Here is a 14,459-nt window from a genome sequence, read left to right as displayed (position 1 = left end):
CATACGGACACAGACCCGTGACTGCACCTACAGCTTCATCAACTGCCTCTCCAATCGGTCAGTCCACTCAAATTCGTGCAACTTCGTGTCGCACGATCGCCTTCCCAGTGGCCGGGAACCGCCCGGTCCTCGGCCTCCGGTGGCCGCTCGGAGATCATCACCATCTCGTCGACGAAGCGGCGGGTGCGCTGCTCCGGGCCGCGGTGGGGCTTGCGGCGGGTGCGCCCGGTGCGCAACGCGTCCGCGACCTGGCGGCGCAGTCCGCCACGGGCCTGGACGTAGATGGCCTGGTAGATCGTCTCCGGACTCACCCGCATGCTCTCGTCGTCGGGGAACTCGATGACCACAGCGTGACTGATCTGCTCCGGGGACCAGCGTTCGCGCAGCTTGTCCTCAACGTATCGACGCAGCGGACCGTCTGCGGCGAGCTTCGAGGCCCTGGGCCGTGACCGGCTCTCGGCCCAGGCCCGCTGGGCCCGGTGTGGCAGGTAGACGCCGTCGACCGCCCGGGCGTCGATCTCCCGCTTGATCGTGGATGCCGGCCGCCCCAGAGCCCGTCCGATCGCCCGCAGCGAGTGGCCGGCCCGGCGCATGTCAGCGATCGTCTCCCGCTCGGCCACGTTCAGGAACCGGGGGTGCAGCCGCGCGTCGACCGCCGCGAGGGACGGCTGGATGATGGTCACACCGGTCTTATAAACGATCAAGCGACCGTCGGCGCGCAGTCGCGAATGGCCGATCTGCCGGATGCCTTGGTCCCAGTCATGGGCGGTGCGCTCGTGGACGCCGGCCTGCGCGGCGGCATCGCGGCGTCGGACTCCGGCCGCACGCAGCCGCTCGTACTTCGCCCGACCGGGATGCCCGGACGTGCCGGGCTTGCCGCGACCGCGGACACCGGCCTTACGGGCCCATGCGAACGCCGTATTGCGGTTCACCCCGACTGCGCGAGCGGCATCGGTGATGCTGCCGTCCTCCCGGTCCAGTGCCTCGAAGAACCTCGCCTTCAGCACCTCAAAATCCACGATCCCCGCAACTCCCTGAACTCCAGGGTGTTGCGGGGATCAGTAGAACCCGCCCTTGCTGCGGCGGGGCGTCGTCGTGTAGTTGGTCATGACGGATTGGGGCTTGCACTGGAGGGTCCGTTGTACTCCGGCTCGCCGCTCTCGAGTACGCGGAGGAGCAAGGCGGTGACGACGCGGGCGGTGCGGCCTATCAGTAGCACGCGGCATGGGAATGCTCCGCGGCGAACGAGGTCGTAGCTCTTCGATCTCGACAAGCCGAACGCCTGGGCGGCGTCCTCGACGCTCGCCGTTCCACTCCAGGTGGCGCGGATGTGCTCGGGGCTGAACTGGCCGTGAGGCGTTTCGCTGCTCTGACTGGGCATTCCTGTCAGCAGTGCCTTTCGGGTTTAGTTGCTTCCGCGGCAGCAGGGAAGCGGGGAGACGTGGTGAACTGTCAATAGTCCGCAGAATCACCGGTTTCGGTAGCCGGCCGTTGACGGATACCCTGCTCCGCTCAGTGTTGGAGGTGAGTTGCATAGGGCTCAACTGGCGTCTCCACCGCTGGTGGGGCCGTCGGCATTGTCTCCACGTGTTCCCGATGACGCACCATGTTGAGTGTGTCGCGATCCTCGAGCCGGTCCGAAAGGCCGTCTGAGCTGCGGTTTCTCGGGAATGGGCAGAGGTTCGCCCGGTGGCCGGCGGTGTGCTCTCCGGTCATGCCTGGGTGACACTCCGGCCCTGGCACGGAACAGCGATCCAGAACCGAATTTCGCGGAGTGTTGACACCCGGCCAGGGTGATGGACAGGCTTGCGAAGTTCGGAGCCGCACAGGCTGATGGCTCCCGCGCGGGCCGAAGCGGACACGACGGGGGGCTCGTCGGTGGGGGAGTCGGCGTCGGCAGAAGCCGAAGGCCACGTCGACCAGCGGCGTTGGATCGCTTGACCGGAGCGGGCCTGGAAGTCGGCCCAGCCCGGTTCGTGCTTGACGTGACATGGCGTCGGCCCCGACGGGAGGGGGGAGGTGCATCGCATCTGCCGGATGGTCTGCGACGGTGTGCGGGCTTTTCCCCGTCTCGGCCATGAGCGGGGTGTTCGGCTCGACCGCCAACGAGTAGAGGGTCGCGGCGACTTTCCCACGGGAGCCGGCCGGCTCATGGTCGCCCGATCACGGCGAAGCACAGCAGGCCGACCGGACGCGGTGGGCGTGTGACCGGCCGGCCGGCGCCCGCGGTGCTGCCTCTGCCGCTGCGCGTGGGGCTCGGGCTGATTGCGGCCTTCGCCGCGCTGGTGGTCGGCGTGCTCGGGGTCCTGTATGCCGACGACAGCGAGCCCGGCACGGTGGACGCGCGGATCGGGGCGGCGTCGGACGGTGTGGGGCCGCCCTGGTGGTACGTCGCTCGGGCCATGGACTTCCTGGGGGAGCCCGTGGGAGCGGCGACGCTGGTCGCGGCCACCGTGATGGGCTGCCTGCTGCTTCGGCGCCCTCGCGCGGCGGTGCTCCTCGTTGCCGGCGTCGGCATGACCGTGGGGACGGCGACGCTGCTCAAGCACCTGGTGGGACGCACCATCCACGGCGACGGCAACCTGTCCTATCCGAGCGGGCACACCGCCTTCCTCACCGCGCTCGCCCTCGTGGTGGCGCTGCTCGCGACCGGCCGGCTCGGCCTCGGCAGGACGGCCGGCACGTCACTCGTGCTCGCCGCGGCGCTGATTGCCGGCGCCGCCATGGGCTGGGCGCAGGTCACCCTGGGCGCGCACTACCCGACCGACGTCCTCGGCGGTTGGTGCACCGCGCTGGCGGTGACACCGGCGACCGCGTGGCTGGTCGACCTGGTGGCTGATCGGATGGCTGACCGGCCGGTTGACCGGCCGGCCGACGCCGGTCGGCGGGAGCTTCGCTGACGTCACGTCACGCCAAGCGGCGGAACACGGGTTTCACCGGTCGTCCGGCCAGCCAGGGGGTGGGGTCGGCGGCGTCCAGCGCCTTCCGGTACACCGCACATGCCTGGGCCACCACGTCGACGGTGCGGTCGATGTCTGCGTCGTCGAGCGCGCTGCTCACCACGAACGACGGGGCCAGCACCCCGCCCGCGAGGAGCCGGCGCAGGAACAGGGTGCGGTACTCCTGCGACGGCTGCAGGTTCTCGTCGAGGGTGGCGAAGACCAGGTTGCTGGCCCGGCCCCGGACGACGATGTGGTCGCCGACGCCCATGGCGGCCGCGGCGTCGCGGACCCCGGCGGCCAACCGCTCGCCGAGGGTGTGCAGCCGTGCGGTGACGCCCTCTTCGACGTAGGTGGTGAGCACGGCCATCGCGGCCGCCAGGGAGTGTGTTTCCGCACCGTGCGTGGTGGAGAGCAGGAACACCCGGTCGCCGGAGCGACGCAGCCCGCCTCGCTCCATCAGCTCGCGGCGCCCGGCCAGCGCGGAGACGGCGAATCCGTTGCCCAGCGCCTTGCCGAACGTGGAGAGGTCGGGGACGACGCCGTACAGGCCCTGGGCGCCCGCCTCGGACCAGCGGAAACCGGTGATCATCTCGTCGAAGATCAGGACGCAGCCGTGCCGGTCGGCCAGTTCGCGGAGGCCCTCGAGGTACCCGGGCGGCGGCTCGGTGTGGGTGGCGGGTTCGAGGATCAGGCAGGCGACCTCGTCCTGGTACCGGGTGAGCAGCTCCTCCGTGGCGGCCAGGTCCCCGTAAGGGAACGCCACGGTGAGATCGGTGGTCGCCGCCGGAATGCCGGCGGACATCGGTGTGGTGCCGATGAACCAGTCGTCGACGGAGAAGAACGGATGGTCGGCGCAGAGGGCCACCAGAGGGCGCCCCGTGGCGGCGCGGGCGAGGCGCACCGCGGCGGTGGTGGCGTCGGAACCGTTCTTCGCGAACTTCACCATCTCGGCGGTCGGCACCGTGGCCAGGAAGCGTTCCGCGGCGTCGACCTCCACGATGGACGGCCGGACGAAGTTGCTGCCGCGGTCGAGTTCCCGCCGTGCCGCCTCGATCACGCGGGGGTGGGCGTGCCCGAGGCTGACCGACCGCAGGCCGGAGCCGTACTCGATGTAGCGGTTGCCGTCGACGTCCCACACGTGGGCGCCGCGGCCGTGGCTGATGACCGGGGCCAGGTTCTCGGGGTACTGGTCGTCGCCCTTGGCGTAGGTGTGGGCGCCCCCGGGGATCATGGCGTGCAGCCGCTCGTTCGCCGTCCGCGACCGGGGCAGGTGGAACTCTTTGGTGTTCTCGTTGGCCACGCCAACCTCATCTTTCTCTTTGCTGCAGGACCTTGGCGAGGCTCGGGGCCTCTCGGTCCCGTCGGGACATCGATGTGACCGGCAGCGGCCAGGGAATGGCGAGCTCCGGGTCGTCGAAGGCGATCGTCACGTCCTCGGCCGGATCGTGCGGGCGGTCGATCCGGTACGAGGTGTCGGCGGTCTCGGTCAGCGCCTGGAAGCCGTGCGCGCACCCCGCCGGGATGTACAGGGTCACCTGCGTGTCGTCGGACAGCTGGAACAAGGCCCGGTTGCGGTAGGTCGGCGAGTCCGGCCGCAGGTCCACGACGACGTCGAAGATCCTCCCGTAGGAGCACCGCACCAGCTTGGCCTCGCCGGCGCCGGAGCGCAGATGCAGGCCGCGCAGCACGCCCCGGACCGAGCGGGACAGACTGTCCTGGACGAACGCGTCCGGGTCGAGCCCCACCGAGCGGACCACGTCGGCGTCGAAGGTGCGGCAGAAGAAGCCGCGCTCGTCGGCGTACGGCGTCGGCTCGAAGAGGTACGCGCCGGTGATCTCCGGAACTTCGGTTGCCTTCATGACGCCTTCCGTAAGGTCGCGGTGTGGTCGGCCGCCGGGAACAGGGCCGCGGTCAAGGAGTTGAACTGGTTCTCGAGTCGCCGGGCGGCGGCCAGGTTCCGCTCGGTGAGGGTCTGCCGCAGTTCGGCCGAACGCTTCTCCAGCGCACGGAACTGCTCGAGCAGCCGGTCGGCGTCGACCTCGCGCGCCGGGTGGCAGTACGCGCCGAGGCCCATCTCCGCCATGAGCGCGTCGCTCTTCGCCGCGTAGCAGAGAGCGAGCACCGGCGTACCGGTCTTCAGTGCGCAGATCAGGTTGTGGTAGCGGATCGCCACCACGGTGTCGGCAGCCGCCATCTCCTTCATCAGGTCGGCCAGTGAGGTCGGCTCGGCGGCGGTGACCAGCGGCGAGTCCACCGCGTCGAGGATCGCGGCGACCACCGACGCGTCGCACTCGTCACCGGTGAGCAGCCGGACAGCCCTGCCCTCCTCGACCAGCGCGCGGACGAACCGGATCGTTCCGTCGAGGTAGCGCCTGTATATCTCGTCGGCCCGGGCGCGATCGTCGTCGCCGCCGTGGAAGTCCATGACGCCGACGCAGACCGGGCCCGGCGGGGCCGAGGGATCCGAGGGCGCGCTCGCCCGCGGCGTCGGCAGGGCGAACGCGAGGTCCGGGTGGACCTCGTCGCGCGCGGTGTCCACGCCCATCGCCCGCATCGCGTCCCGGGACTGCGTGTCCCGGTACGACCGGTAGGTGGCCAACCGCGCCGACCAGCGCACCAGGGCCCGGGTCGGCCGGTTGCCGATCGTCGCGGCGCCGACGCCGACCAGCGCCACCCGGGTGCGCAGCAGCCGTCCGCTCGCGCAGAGCAGGAACAGCGAGTACGGGAAGCCCCACGGCCGCAGTGGCAGCGTGGCCTCCAGAACGCCCATGCCCGGCACGATCACCACGTCGTGCCGGCGCACCCAGGCGGTGGTGCGGACGGCGTCGACGAGTTTGCCCAGACCTTTCGCCGCGATCGCGCCCGCACGCGACGCGGTCCGGTACTCCCCGCGGTACCAGTGCAGCCGCGTCGCCGGGATCCCGAACCGGGTCGTCACGGCCTCGGGTCCGCCGCACAGCGCGTCCACGACCGCCTCAGGGTGGTCGGCGCGGAGGTACGCGAGCACGGCTTCGAGCGATCCGTCGTTGCCGAGGTTGCCGGAGCCGAGCAGGCCGAACACGCCGACGCGAACCGGGGCCCTGTCCGCGGCCGTCATGCCTGCCTCCCCTCACGGCCGGCGACGAGGGCGTCGACGGAGACCGTGAGCAGGGCCGGGTCGACCGGGGCGCGGTCCTCGATCCGCTCGCCGGCGCCCGGCCGGACCCGGCTGGTCATCCACGCGGCCAGGTGGTGGTAGCACGCGCGTCGGTCGGCCGGGGACAACGGCGCCCGCCGGATCACCGAGACGAAGCCCCAGACGTACTCGGCGAGCAGCCGGGGCGTCGGGTGCAGCGGGCCGGCCCGGCGGGGGTCCAGGTTCACGCACCGGGAGCGCTTGGACGGGTTCGCCCGCTCGGCGCGGGTGGGGTGGTCGCGGCGGAAGTACAGCAGCTCCGGCACCTGGTGGAAGGGCCCGTGCAGGGTGATCTCGGCGACGTACGTCCGGTCCGCGTGGTGGTAGCTGTCCATCGGTTTCACCCGGCGCAGCGCGTCGGCCCGCATCACCCCGTAGAAGTCGTCGCCACCCGGCTCGAACAACAGACTGCGGAAGCGCTCCGGCGCGTGCGGCGAGTCGGTGGCGAGCCCGTACTCGTACGGGACCTTCACCTGGCCGTCGCCGTCGATGACCGCCTGGCCGGTGTGCGCGAGGATCACGTCCGGCCGCTCGTCCAGCGCATCCACGCAGCGCCGCAGCAGGTCCCGGCCGTACAGGTCGTCGTGCGAGGCCCACTTGAACAGCTCGCCGCGGGACTCGGCGAACACATGGTTGTGGTTCGGCGTGGCGCCGATGTTCCGGGGCAGCCGCAGGTACCGGATGCGCGAGTCCCGCGCGGCGTACTCGAGGCAGATGCCCTGGGTCCCGTCGGTCGAGGCGTTGTCGGAGACGACCAGCTCGAAGTCCTCGTAGGTCTGGCCGAGCAGGGCGTCGAGCGACTCGGCCAGGTACTCCTCGCCGTTGTACACGGGCAGGCCGATGCTCAACCGGGGATGGGCGGTCATGGCGTCCTCACTTCGCGGATGGGGTCTGGGTGGTGCTCGCGCAGGGCGGAGCGCAGGTGCAGCCACCACACGGCGGAGCCGCTCACGGTCGCGGCGGCGATGCCCCAGGCCGAGCCGACGGTGCCGGCGACGGCCGCGCCGCCGAGTCCGCCGCTGACGTAGCAGGCGGAGGCGAACAGTTGGGAGCGCAGGCTGCGCCGGGCCGCGCCGAGCGCGCGCAGCCCGGCCGCCGCGCCGGTGCCGAGGCCCGCGCCCGCGACGCCGAGGGAGACCGGCACGATGAGCTCCGAGGCGGAAGTCCAGACGTCGCCGAGCGCCAGCTCGCCGAGCCGGCCGGGCATCAGCAGCAGCGCCGTGCCCCACAGCAGTGCGCCGACGGCCTGTCCTCCGCCGAGGAGGACGCAGAACGTGCCGAGCCGGTGCGGGGCCTGCCGCAGCACCCGTGCCGCCTCCGGGACGGTGACCAGCGAAAGCCCCATGAGCACCGCGAGGAACGGGCCGAGCAGGAGCTCGGCGCCCCGCACCGCACCCACCGCGCCGACCCCGACGATCGCGCCGAGCCCGTACGCCCGCAGCTGGCTCGCGCCACTGAGGCTGACGTTCTCGACCAGGTACCGGTAGCCGAGATCGCGCTGCTCGCGCAGCCACCCGCGCGCTTCGGTCATCCGGGGCCGGATGCCGGACTGGAGGTAGCCGTACCCTGCCGCCACCGTGGCGGACGCGCCCCAGGCGAGCACGAAGGCGGCCACGCTGCCCACCCGGACCGCCACCACCATGGCCGGGACGAGCGCGACGCCCCACACGACGTCGTTGACGAACGCCTTCCGCCCGGTGCCGGCGGCGAAGAACGAGAATCGCCAGGCGTCCTGGAGCAGGAGCCCCGGCAGCATGACGCCCAGGGCGGCGAACGCGGGCCCCACGCGGCCGCCGATGCCGAGCCCGGCCGCCAGACACACCGCGCCGAGGGCCGCGCCGACGCCGAGTGCGGTGCCCGTCGACCGGGCCACCGCCCCGCGCCAGGACGCCTCCGGAACGCCGCTGAAGCGCACCACGAGCGGATCGGTGGCCAGCCCGCGGGAGACGTTGAGCACCACGCCGTACGTCACCCAGGCGAGGGTGAACACGCCGAACGCGGTCACCCCCAGCGAGCGGGCCACGTAGACGCCCACCACGAAGTTGCTCACGCTGGAGGCCGCCTGGTCGGCGAGTCCCCAGGAGAGCCGGCCGACGAGGGCCCGCCTGGCGGATCCGGCCGGGGCCGCCGATGCCGTCGTCTTCTCCCCCTCGGTGGTCATCGGTGTCACGCCTTGAGCAGTTCGGCGCCGCGCAGGGCGTCGGCCGCGGCGGCGACGGCGCCGAACGGCAGCCCGGACCGCTCGGCGACGTCCAGCAGACTGTGCTCGCCGTCGGAGAGGCTGAGCACCCAGAGCATGGCCAGCTGGGCCTGCTTCGCGTCGCTGCGGCCGCCGAGCGAGTCGTACAACCCGCGCCGGCCCAGCTGTGGCTCGCCGTAGGGGCTGAGGTTGACGTACCGCCGGTTGCGGTCGAGGACGGCGAACGCCTCGCGGCACAGGGCGAGCGTGTCCGCCATCGCCTCCGGGGAGACGAAGTCCGGGTTGTCCGCAGAGGTGTGGTACTCGGGGTAGCCGGCGTACGGGGTCCGGCTGAGCGAGCCCACGCCGAGATCGAACCCGGGCGAGCAGTACTGCCGCTCGTCGTAACCGTACGGAGTGAACTCGGAGATGTGGTGCGGGCGTTCGGAGGCGGCCAGCACATGCCGCAGCACCCGGTCGATCTCCGCGTCGCCGCGTCTGCTCTGTTTGTACGTCAGTTGGCCCGAGTCGCCGGCGCAGGCCAGCACCAGGCCGTGCTTGACCCGCTCGACCCGTTCCGCGTTGCGGGCCAGCCAGGTGATCGCCCCGATGGTGCCGGGCGCGTAGATGAACCGGTAGGTGTAGTACGGCTTCTCCTCCGCCAGCTTCCGGGCCAGGAACGTCGCCACCGCGATGCCGGCCAGGTTGTCGTTGGCCAGCGACGGGTGACAGGTGTGGCAGGAGACGATCACCTCGTCGGCGATCTGCCCGGGGACCACGTGCTCGGCGTAGGTGAGATGGCCGTCCGCGAGTGTGGAGTCGATGCGCACCTCGTACTCGCCGTCCGGCATCGCGTCCAAGGTCTCCTGGGCCAGGCAGAACCCCCATTCCGGCTTGTAGTAGCTGGTGCGGTACGGCACCCAGGCCGGGTGGTCCGGCAGGGTGTGCAGATGCCCGCGCAGCTCGGCCAGCGGCATGGTCGCCGACACCGGCACGCTGTAGCCGAGCACGTGCAGGTTGGACGTGGCGAAGTCGACGACCCGGTCGCCGGCGGTGTCGGCGATGTACGCGTCCCGGATGTTCCACTCCTGCGGCACCGTCCAGTCGAGCACCTGAGTCCCGGTCGGCACCTCGTGCACCTGCAGCGGGACGTACTCGCCGACGATCTCCAGGGTGGCGCGCACACCGTCGCCGGTGATGCTCCGGCACAGCGGGTACAGCCGCTCCACCAGCGCGTGCATCGCTTCGCCGGCCGCGGTCATCGGCTCCACCGCAGAGTGTCGTCGACGGCGCCCGCGTCGGACGCCGCGCGCAGCACGGCCAGCCGGGTGAAGCGTCGCTCGAAGTCCTCCCGGGTCAGGCCGTGTTCCCGGTAGGCGTCGGCGAGTTCCAGCGCGCCCTGCTTCACCGTCCACTCGCAGTCGAAGCCGGGTATCGCGGCGCGGAACCGGGAGAAGTCCACCCGGTACGACCGCGGATCGGCACCGTTCTCCCCGGTGATCACCACCTTCGCGCCGGACACCGCCTCGGCCACCTGCTCGGCGATCTCGGCGACCGTGACGTTGTTGATCTCGCTGCCGATGTTGAACGCCCCGTCGTGCACCGCTTCCCGCGGTGCGGTCAGCGCGGCCGCGAAGGCCCGGGCGATGTCGGCGGCGTGCACCAGCGGGCGCCAGGGGGTGCCGTCGGAGAGCACCAACACCTCGCCGGACAGAAGCGCGTGGCCCACCAGGTTGTTCAGCACGATGTCCGCGCGCAGCCGGGGTGAGTGGCCGAAGGCGGTGGCGTTGCGCATGAACACCGGGCTGAAGTCGCCGTCGGAGAGCGCGTGCAGGTCGTCCTCCACCCGCACCTTCGACTCCGCGTACGGCGTCACCGGGCGCAGCGGGGCGTCCTCGGCCACCAGGTCGTCACCGCCGGCGGCGCCGTAGACCGAGCAGGTCGACGCGTACAGGAAGCGCCGCACCCCGGCGTCGCGGGCCAGCCGGGCCAGCCGCACGGACGCGTGGTGATTGATGTCGTAGGTGAGGTCCGGCGCCAGCGATCCCAGCGGGTCGTTGGACAGCGCGGCCAGGTGGATCACGGCGTCCACCCCGGCCACGTGTTCGGCCGTGATGTCACGCAGGTCCACCCGATACCCCGGCGGGTCCGCGGGCGGTGGGCCAAGGACGCAGTCGGCGAACAGGCCGGCGTCCAGGCCGACGACCTCGTGCCCGGCGGCCGCGAGGACCGGGGCCATCACGGTGCCCAGGTATCCCTGGTGTCCGGTCAGCAGCACGCGCAAGGTTCAGTCCCCCAGGTCGAGAGTGAGTTTGGTGACGGCGAACGCCTCGGCGTAGCGCGTGTGGCATTCGATGCCGCGGATCCGGGACAGCCCGAGGAAGGCTTCCCGGTCGTACCAGGGCCGGTGCCGTTGCGAGGGGTAGTGCTCCTGCAACAGCCACACCTTCCGTTCGGCGATCTCCGGCGACAGCGGCTGGTACCCCGTCGGACGGCCGAGATCGCCGTCCCACTTGACGATCTCGTAGCCGAGCACGAGGTGGTCGCGGAACGCGGTGGTCACCAGCTTCGCCAGGCCGCGGTGGTCCTGGTGCGCGTCTTCGGTGCGCGGGGCCAGCACGAGGTCCGGCTCGGTCTGCTCGCGCAGCTCCTCGACCGCGGCCTTGGCCTCGCCCCAGTGCGCGGGCAGCCGGCCGTCCGGCAGCTTGTGCACGGTCACCCGCAGGTCGGCGCCCGGGCAGAAGGCGGCGAGTGCGGCCCGCTCCTCCTGCTCCCGCTCGCTGCCACCGCCGGAGAGCACCAGCGCGTCGACGCGGATGCCCGGCCGCGCGAGGCACAGCGTCAACAGCGTGCCGCCGGCGCCGATGGCGATGTCGTCGCAGTGCGCGCCCACCGCGACGAGCCGGTCCAGGCGCCCGGTCCCGAGCCGGATCACGCTCTCACCCCGGCGATGTCGTGTTCCCACACGGCCCACGGGCGGTCGCCCCGGGCGTAGGCGTCGCAGAGCGCGGCCCGCTCCTTCACGGTGTCGGTCGGCTTCCAGAAGCCGCGGTGCTGGTACGCCACCAGGCGGCCGCGCTTGGCCAGTTGGGCGCATCCGTCAGTGACCAGGTCCCCGTTCTCCGGGATGTGGTCGAAGACCTCCTGGCGGAGCACGAAGTAGCCGCCGTTCTCCCACAGCGGCAGTTCGCTCACCGCGGTGATGCCCCCCACCAGGCCGTCTTCGCCCAGGTCCACGCAGTGGAACGACGACTGCGGAGGCACCACCATCATCGACGCACCGGCGTCGCGCCCGGCGAACCGGTCGATCATCTCCGGCAGCGGGGCGTCGGTGAGCACGTCGGCGTAGTTGGCGAGGAACATCTCGTCGCCGTCCAGGTGGTGCCGCACCCGGCGCAGCCGCTCCCCGATCGGCGACTCGATGCCGGTCTGCGCGAACGTGATCGTCCAGTCGGCTATGTCGGTGGACAGCAATTCGGTCCGCCCGCCCCGCAGCACGAAGTCGTTGGACGTCGTCTCCTCGTAGCTGAGGAAGAAGTCCTTGATGTGGTGGGCCCCGTACCCGAGGCACAGGATGAACTCCGTGTGCCCGAAGTGCGCGTAGTAGCGCATGACATGCCAGATCAGCGGCCGTGGGCCGACCATCGCCATCGGCTTGGGCACGTCGTCTGCGGCACCGCTCCGCATCCGCATCCCGTAACCGCCGCAGAACAGGACGACCTTCATGACTTGACCTCGACAATGCGCAGTTCCGGGATGGGAAAGACCAGTCGGCCGCCCCAGTCGTGGATGAAGGACAGTTGCTCGACCAGCTCGGCCCGCAGGTTCCACGGGAGGACGAGGACGTAGTCCGGCTTGTCGGCGGCTATCTGCTCGGGCGGCAGGACCGGGATGCGGGTGCCCGGGGTGAACCTGCCGTGCTTGTAGGGGTTGCGGTCGACCGTGTACGGGAGCAGGTCGGGCCGGATGCCGCAGTGGTTGAGCAGGGTGTTGCCCTTGCCCGGGGCGCCGTAGCCGACGACCGTCTCGCCCCGCTCGGCCGCCTCGATGAGGAAGCGCAGCAGGTCCCGGCGCACCTTGGCCACCCGGGCGGAGAACTCGGTGTACCCGGACAGCTCCTGCAGCCCGGCGGCCTTCTCCCGGTCCAGGACGTCGGCCACCCGCTGCGACGGCTCGCCCGCCACCTCGGCCGGCCGGGCCCACAGCCGGATGGAGCCGCCGTGCGTGGGCAGCAACTCGACGTCCACGAGCGCGAGTCCGCCGCTCGCCAGCGCCCGGATCGCGGACGCGACCGTGTAGTACTGGAAGTGCTCGTGGTAGATCGTGTCGTACTGGTTCTCCTCGATCAGGGTCAGCAGGTGCTGCACCTCGATGGAGACCCAGCCGTCGTCGGCGACCAGGGCGCGCAGCCCCCGGGTGAACCCGACCACGTCGGGGATGTGCGCGTACACGTTGTTGGCCACGACCAGGTCCGCCGGGCCGTGCTCGGCGCGGACGGCCGAGCCGGTGTCCGGGGACAGGAACTCCGTGAGCGTGGGCACACCCGCGTCCCGTGCCGCGGCCCCGACGTTCACCGAGGGCTCGATGCCGAGGCAGCGGATCCCGCGGTCCACCACATGCCTCAGCAGGTACCCGTCGTTGCTCGCGACCTCGACCACGAAGGCGTCGGTACCGAGACCCAGTCGCTGTACGGCGTCGGCGACGAACGTGCGCGCGTGCTCCACCCAGGAGGTCGAGAAGGAGGAGAAGTACGCGTACTCCTTGAACGTCTCCTCCGGTGTGATCAGCGGCGGGATCTGTGCCAGCCAGCAGTCGGTGCACACCCGCAGGTGCAGCGGGTACGCGGGCTCCGGCAGGTCCAGTTGGTCCGCGGCGAGAAAGCTCTCGCACGGTGGCGTCGCCCCCAGGTCGACGACGCTCGCCAGCGTCGCCGAGCCGCAGAGCCGGCATCGTGTCATTTACTGCCCCCCATCAGTTCCGTCCGACCCGCGATCGCGGTGCGGTACCCATCCAGCAGGCGCTCCAGCCCGACTGCCGGGTTGAAGCCCTGCTCGTAACGGCGCCGGGCCGCCCGGCCCAGCTCCCGGCCCAGGGCCGGCTCGGCCGTGATCCGGCGCAGGCAGGACGCGAGCGAGGCGGGCTCGCCCGGCCGGTGCAGCAGCCCGGTCACCCCGTCCTCGACGAGTTCGACGAAGGCGCCGTGACCGGCGGCGACGGCCGGGACCCCGGCCGCCATCGCCTCCACGACCACCAGGCCGAACGCCTCCAGCCACGTGGAGGGAGCCACCACGGCGACCGACCGCGCGACGGCCTGCCGGCACTCCGCCTGGTCATACAGGCCGACGTACCGCACGTCGTCCCGGCCCGCCGCCCAGGCGGTCACCTCTCGCTCCAGCGGCCCCGCGCCGGCGACCACGAGCGGCACGCCCACACCGCCGCCGGCGGCGATCTCGTCCCACGCGGCCATGAGCAGCCGCACGCCCTTGGCCTCCGCGAGCCGGCCGAGATAGAGCAGATGCTCGCCGTCGCCCTCTCGGTAAGTGCCCGGGTCGGGCACGAAGTTGTGCTTCACCGCCAGCCGCTCGGCCGGCATGCCGGCCCGCACCAGGACGTCGCGCTGCGCCGCGGAGATGCAGAAGAAGCGCTCCACGCCGGACCACCACCGCCGCCGGTTGACCGACAGGCTGACCGCGAGCGGCACCGTCGCAAGGCGGGAGCTCCGGTAGCAGCCGTGCCGGACGGCGGGCAGCGGCGCGGACCCGACGCACTCGGTGCACGGCCGGCCGTCCCGCTGCAGCGTGCCGGGCGGGCAGACCTGGGTGTAGTTGTGCAGCGTGGCGACGGCGGGCACGCCGGCGTCGGCGCAGGCGGCCAGCACCGCCGGCGACAGGAGCGGGAAGACGTTGTGGACGTGCACCACGTCCGGCCGCTCGGCGCGAAGCCGGGCGGCGAGCTCCGCGCGGACCGCCGGGTTCCACGGCACCAGCAGCGGTACCGCGACCTTGCCCGGCAGGGACCGGGCGGCGATGTCGTCGCTGCGCCGCTCGAACACCTCGACCCGGTGGCCGGCCCCGCGCAGCAGCGCCACCTCCTGGTCGACGACCTTGTTCTCCCCGCTCGGCTGCGCCGAGGCGTAGCGGTTGTGTACCACGAGGACGTGCAT

12 protein-coding genes and 1 pseudogene are annotated in these 14,459 nt (G+C 71.7%); 1 reads left to right on the top strand and 12 read right to left on the bottom strand.

Annotation, left to right across the window (positions count from 1 at the left end):
• Positions 1 to 95: 95 nt before the first annotated feature.
• Positions 96 to 830 (bottom strand): annotated as a pseudogene (locus ABZ725_RS47090) (IS30 family transposase); the annotation flags it as partial.
• 1,374 nt (positions 831 to 2,204) lie between these two features.
• On the opposite strand from ABZ725_RS47090, the gene ABZ725_RS47085 reads away from it, so the two are divergent.
• Positions 2,205 to 2,900 carry a phosphatase PAP2 family protein gene (locus ABZ725_RS47085; protein ID WP_358808529.1) on the top strand — a complete coding sequence of 232 codons (696 nt, stop codon included), beginning with the start codon at positions 2,205 to 2,207 and terminating at the stop codon, positions 2,898 to 2,900.
• A 7-nt stretch (positions 2,901 to 2,907) separates the two neighbouring features.
• On the opposite strand, the gene ABZ725_RS47080 is transcribed toward ABZ725_RS47085, so the two are convergent.
• From ABZ725_RS47080 to ABZ725_RS47030, 11 genes are read right to left on the bottom strand one after another with little or no spacing between them, the layout of a single operon-like run.
• On the bottom strand, positions 2,908 to 4,242 hold the full coding sequence (locus ABZ725_RS47080; protein ID WP_358808528.1) for a glutamate-1-semialdehyde 2,1-aminomutase: 1,335 nt from the start codon (positions 4,240 to 4,242) through the stop codon (positions 2,908 to 2,910).
• Positions 4,243 to 4,249: 7 nt separating this feature from the next.
• Entirely contained in the window at positions 4,250 to 4,801 is a 552-nt protein-coding gene (gene rfbC, locus ABZ725_RS47075; RefSeq protein WP_358808527.1) for a dTDP-4-dehydrorhamnose 3,5-epimerase, read from the bottom strand.
• Positions 4,798 to 6,039: a polysaccharide pyruvyl transferase family protein gene (locus ABZ725_RS47070; RefSeq protein ID WP_358808526.1), complete on the bottom strand. Its 1,242-nt coding sequence runs from the start codon at positions 6,037 to 6,039 to the stop codon at positions 4,798 to 4,800. The genes rfbC and ABZ725_RS47070 overlap by 4 nt, the downstream gene beginning before the upstream one ends.
• The gene (locus ABZ725_RS47065) at positions 6,036 to 6,983 is read right to left on the bottom strand and encodes a glycosyltransferase family 2 protein (protein ID WP_358808525.1); all 948 of its coding nucleotides are present in this window, start codon (positions 6,981 to 6,983) and stop codon (positions 6,036 to 6,038) included. Before ABZ725_RS47065 ends, ABZ725_RS47070 begins: the two co-directional genes overlap by 4 nt.
• Positions 6,980 to 8,278 carry a hypothetical protein gene (locus tag ABZ725_RS47060; protein WP_358808524.1) on the bottom strand — a complete coding sequence of 433 codons (1,299 nt, stop codon included), beginning with the start codon at positions 8,276 to 8,278 and terminating at the stop codon, positions 6,980 to 6,982. Before ABZ725_RS47060 ends, ABZ725_RS47065 begins: the two co-directional genes overlap by 4 nt.
• Before the next feature lie 5 nt (positions 8,279 to 8,283).
• Complete coding sequence (locus tag ABZ725_RS47055; RefSeq protein ID WP_358808523.1) at positions 8,284 to 9,558, bottom strand: DUF4910 domain-containing protein; 1,275 nt, start codon at positions 9,556 to 9,558, stop codon at positions 8,284 to 8,286.
• A complete protein-coding gene (locus tag ABZ725_RS47050) occupies positions 9,555 to 10,580 on the bottom strand; it encodes an SDR family oxidoreductase (RefSeq protein WP_358808522.1) in 1,026 nt (341 codons plus the stop codon). Before ABZ725_RS47050 ends, ABZ725_RS47055 begins: the two co-directional genes overlap by 4 nt.
• A 3-nt stretch (positions 10,581 to 10,583) precedes the next feature.
• On the bottom strand, positions 10,584 to 11,231 hold the full coding sequence (locus ABZ725_RS47045) for a PIG-L deacetylase family protein (RefSeq protein ID WP_358808521.1): 648 nt from the start codon (positions 11,229 to 11,231) through the stop codon (positions 10,584 to 10,586).
• Positions 11,228 to 12,022: a glucose-1-phosphate cytidylyltransferase gene (locus ABZ725_RS47040; RefSeq protein WP_358808520.1), complete on the bottom strand. Its 795-nt coding sequence runs from the start codon at positions 12,020 to 12,022 to the stop codon at positions 11,228 to 11,230. The genes ABZ725_RS47045 and ABZ725_RS47040 overlap by 4 nt, the downstream gene beginning before the upstream one ends.
• Positions 12,019 to 13,254: a class I SAM-dependent methyltransferase gene (locus ABZ725_RS47035; RefSeq protein ID WP_358808519.1), complete on the bottom strand. Its 1,236-nt coding sequence runs from the start codon at positions 13,252 to 13,254 to the stop codon at positions 12,019 to 12,021. Before ABZ725_RS47035 ends, ABZ725_RS47040 begins: the two co-directional genes overlap by 4 nt.
• Positions 13,251 to 14,459: a glycosyltransferase gene (locus tag ABZ725_RS47030; protein ID WP_358808518.1), complete on the bottom strand. Its 1,209-nt coding sequence runs from the start codon at positions 14,457 to 14,459 to the stop codon at positions 13,251 to 13,253. The genes ABZ725_RS47035 and ABZ725_RS47030 overlap by 4 nt, the downstream gene beginning before the upstream one ends.

The sequence above is a fragment of the Streptomyces sp. NPDC006872 genome (genome assembly GCF_040635845.1).
Classification (GTDB): Bacteria; Actinomycetota; Actinomycetes; order Streptomycetales; family Streptomycetaceae; genus Streptomyces.
This window is presented reverse-complemented; position numbering and strand designations above follow the sequence as displayed.

Excerpts from the sequence above, each read along its gene's own strand:
- rfbC (WP_358808527.1), bottom strand. The coding sequence starts at position 4,801 with ATGAAGGCAACCGAAGTTCCGGAGATCACCGGCGCGTACCTCTTCGAG.
- ABZ725_RS47070 (WP_358808526.1), bottom strand. The coding sequence starts at position 6,039 with ATGACGGCCGCGGACAGGGCCCCGGTTCGCGTCGGCGTGTTCGGCCTG.
- ABZ725_RS47065 (WP_358808525.1), bottom strand. The coding sequence starts at position 6,983 with ATGACCGCCCATCCCCGGTTGAGCATCGGCCTGCCCGTGTACAACGGC.
- ABZ725_RS47060 (WP_358808524.1), bottom strand. The coding sequence starts at position 8,278 with ATGACCACCGAGGGGGAGAAGACGACGGCATCGGCGGCCCCGGCCGGA.
- ABZ725_RS47055 (WP_358808523.1), bottom strand. The coding sequence starts at position 9,558 with ATGACCGCGGCCGGCGAAGCGATGCACGCGCTGGTGGAGCGGCTGTAC.
- ABZ725_RS47040 (WP_358808520.1), bottom strand. The coding sequence starts at position 12,022 with ATGAAGGTCGTCCTGTTCTGCGGCGGTTACGGGATGCGGATGCGGAGC.
- ABZ725_RS47035 (WP_358808519.1), bottom strand. The coding sequence starts at position 13,254 with ATGACACGATGCCGGCTCTGCGGCTCGGCGACGCTGGCGAGCGTCGTC.
- ABZ725_RS47030 (WP_358808518.1), bottom strand. The coding sequence starts at position 14,459 with ATGCACGTCCTCGTGGTACACAACCGCTACGCCTCGGCGCAGCCGAGC.